Here is a 3,476-nt window from a genome sequence, read left to right as displayed (position 1 = left end):
GCTGGACAACGCATGCACACGAATGATTGACCGCCTGGTCGCTGCGCTCAATCGCGAGGCTTGGAGTGAAGTCGAGCAGCTCTGCGCACCCGACATCGACGTCGAGAGTCGGCGAAAGTTCATCACGTTCACACGCGATGACCTCTTCTCGGGCGACTGGCTGCAGGACATACGGCGACTTTCGCGCGAAGCGGGCGACATCAATTACCGTCACGGGGTTGTTGCCGTACGAGGTGAGCGCCTGGCTCTGATCCGACTGCAACTGGGAACCGCTGACGTGAGCCACGGAGCACCACAATCTGAGATGCTTCAGCTAGTAGGTCTCGATTCTTCAAGCCACATGGGGCTTGCGGTGTGGTTCGACGTCGACGACATGGACGCCGCGATCGCCGAACTGGACGCCGCGCATGCCCGGTTCGAGGCGCGGCATCCGCGAGCGCCGATCGAGAACGTGGCGAGCCGGGTGGATGCAAAGTTCAACGCGCTCTTCACAGACAGGCGATTTGACGAAATCGGCGCGCTGTTCACCGAAAGCCTTCGGGTCGAGGACCGGCGCCGAGGACTCCACCGCATAGGTACCGACCGAGCCACTGAGCTCGCGGAGCTACGGGCGGTCGCCGACCTCGGGATTGAGACCATCGCGTCAGATGTCATTGCGATCCGCGGCGACTTCCTCGCACTAGTTCTTTTCCGGGTACAGACCCCCCAGGCATTCACCGCCGAATTTCTTCGCCTCGTCGAGGTCGATTCAAGCGAACGGGTCGTGACGGGCATCTTCTTCGATCCCGATGACATCGATGCCGCCTTCGCCGAACTCGAGGCGCGATATCTCGCCGGCGAAGCGGCAGCGCACGCACACACCTGGTCGGTCATCGCGGGCACCTATGCCGAGTTCAACCGGCATGACGGCGACCCGTCGAGCGCGGTGAACGTCGACAACCGTCGGGTCGCACGATTCGCGCCTGGTGACTTGACCGCCGCCAACACGAAAGACCTCATGCCGAACCTGCGCGTTTACGTAGAACGCGTGCATCGGCTCGGCGATCGTGGAGCGGTCGTCACTTTTCAGTCCTCTGCCACCTCTCAAGGAGGCTTTGAAGCCGAGTGGAGGACGGTCCACGTTCAAACGGTAGCGGGCGACCTGATGGACCGAAACGAAATGTTCGACGAGGCAGACCTCGACACGGCAATCGCAAGATTCGACGAGTTGAGCCGACCGACGCTGCAGTTGGAAAACGCGGCCAGTCGCGCCATCGAGCGCTTCTTAGTGTTCTTCGCCGCAGCGGACTGGGATGCCATCGCAGACACGTTTACCGCCGACTATTCGTACGACGACCGGCGACGGGTGGTGAACGCCGGCACGCGACAGGGTCCAACCGCGGCAGTGGAGGACTTGCAGTCGGCCGCCGCCGTCGGCATCACGGACGCGACATCGACCGTTATTGCGACCCGAGGTGCGTATCTCGCCCTCACCCGTTCGCACTGGTCGGTTGCAGACCAGCGACCCGAGCCGTTCCGCATGGATGTCCTACAGGTCACCGAGGTCGACGCCGACGAGCGGGTCGTGGCGTCCGTGGCGTTCGACCCCGACGATCTCGACGCCGCGTTCGCCGAACTCGAAATGCGCTACCTCGCAGGTGAAGCAGCGGCGAACTCGGACGCGTGGTCGGTAGTCGCGTGTTCCTTCGCCTCCTTCAACCGGCACGAAGTCCCTAGTGCGGACTGGCCCACGATCGACCGCCGGCGAGCTACACCATTCGAACCCAGCGACATGACCCCGTCCATCCGCTCTATCTGGGACCTCACACCAGACCTCAGCATCCACATCGAGACGGTGCATCGGCTCAGCAATTCTGGTGCCGTGATCACTCATAACGGCCGCGGGTCCTCACGAGAGGGCTTCGACGCCGAGTGGCGGGCGATCGATCTCTTGATGGTCGAGGGCGACCGGATCAATCGCTGTGAAATCTTCGACGAGGCAGACCTCGACGCTGCGCTCGCTAGGTTCGACGAGCTCACGCACCGAGCGCCGCGGCTGGAAAACGCGGCATGCCGAGCGGGCGACCGCTATCTGGAGCAATTCGCGGCCCACGACTGGAACGCAATGGCCGAGATGCTGGCCGACGACTTTTCGAGTAACGATCGTCGTCGAGTCGTGGGCGCGGGCGTCCGACTAGGTCGAGATGCGGAAATCGCGTCCATGCGGGCAGTTTCCAACGTCGGGTTGACCAACGCTCGTCAGACCTGTTTTGCGGAACGCGGGGGGCGTCTCTCCCTCAGCCGTATCCGCTTCTCGGGCCGCAATCACGGTCCAGAGGCTGTCATCATCGACGGACTCGTCGTCGTCGAGCTCAACGCCGACAATCGGATCGCGGCGTCAGTCGTCTTCGACCTCGACGACGTCGATGCCGCCTTCGAGGAACTCGACGCCCGATACCTCGCCGGCGAAGCGGCCGACTATGCGCACATCTGGTCGGTCATCGCGGCGGCATACGCCTCGTTCAACCGGCGCGAGCTCCCCGCGACGACCCGAGACTGGGTCAACGTCGACCACCGGCGAGCGGTAGCGTTCGCCCCCGGCGAGATGAGCGCGTTCACCCGTGCTGCATGGGATCTCACGTCGCACCTGGACTCCTACATCGAGACGGTGCACCGGCTGAGCAACCTCGGTGCTGTTGTCACCCACGCCTCTCTGGGCGCCTCGCAAGAGGTGTTCGCCGCCGAGTGGCGCGAAATTGGCCTCTTTACCGTCGAAGGCGACCTGATCAGTCGCTTCGAGGTGTTCGACGAGGCAGACATCGGCGTCGCACTCGCGAGGTTCGACGAACTCACGCATTCAGTACCGCGGCTGGAAAATGCGGCAAGCCGGGTGTACGAGCGCTTCTTGACGTACTTCGCGGCACGTGACTGGGCCGCCACAGCTGAGATATTGGCCGACGACATTTCCACCGATGACCGTCGTCGGGTGGTGAATGCCGGCCTCCGGCGGGGTCGGGCGGCCGCGATCGCCGAAGTTTTGGCCATCGCCGAGGTCGGGATCGCGAACGTAGCGTCGACAGTCATTGCGACCCGCGGGCGGCGCCTAGCCCTCAGTCGTGAACGTTTCTCGGTCCGAGACCAGGGTCCCGAGGGGTTCGACGCTGAGGTGCTTGGCATCGTCGAGATCGACGCTGACGAGCGGATCGTGGCACGCGTTTCATTCGATCTCGACGACATCGACGCCGCCTTCGAGGAACTCGATGCCCGATACCTCGCCGGTGAAGGGGCCGCCCATGCGCACACGTGGTCGCTCATCGCACAGTCCTTCACCGCGCTCAATCGGCACGAAATGCCCGCGACGACAACGGACTACGTCATCGTCGACCACACGCTGCAGAACGAGGCGAGCGGTTTGGCGGGGTCGCTGCATGCCTCGTGGGAGCTCACGCCGGAACTCCGCATGTACGTCGAGGCCGTGCATCGGCTGAGTGACGAAG

Annotated in this window: 1 protein-coding gene and 1 pseudogene; one reads left to right on the top strand and one right to left on the bottom strand. The window is 63.6% G+C overall.

Features of this window, described 5'->3' with window-relative positions:
- A partial coding sequence (locus QOD90_RS15100; protein WP_526351046.1) for a hypothetical protein occupies window positions 1–286 on the bottom strand: 286 nt, incomplete at its 3' end.
- A gap of 66 nt (window positions 287–352) precedes the next feature.
- On the opposite strand from QOD90_RS15100, the pseudogene QOD90_RS15095 reads away from it, so the two are divergent.
- Window positions 353–3,476, top strand: a pseudogene (locus tag QOD90_RS15095) (BTAD domain-containing putative transcriptional regulator); the annotation flags it as partial.

The sequence above is a fragment of the Mycobacterium sp. genome, assembly GCF_032161845.1.
Classification (GTDB): Bacteria; Actinomycetota; Actinomycetes; order Mycobacteriales; family Mycobacteriaceae; genus Mycobacterium.
The sequence above is the reverse complement of the archived record's forward strand: the minus strand, read 5'-3'. Positions and strand labels throughout refer to the sequence as shown.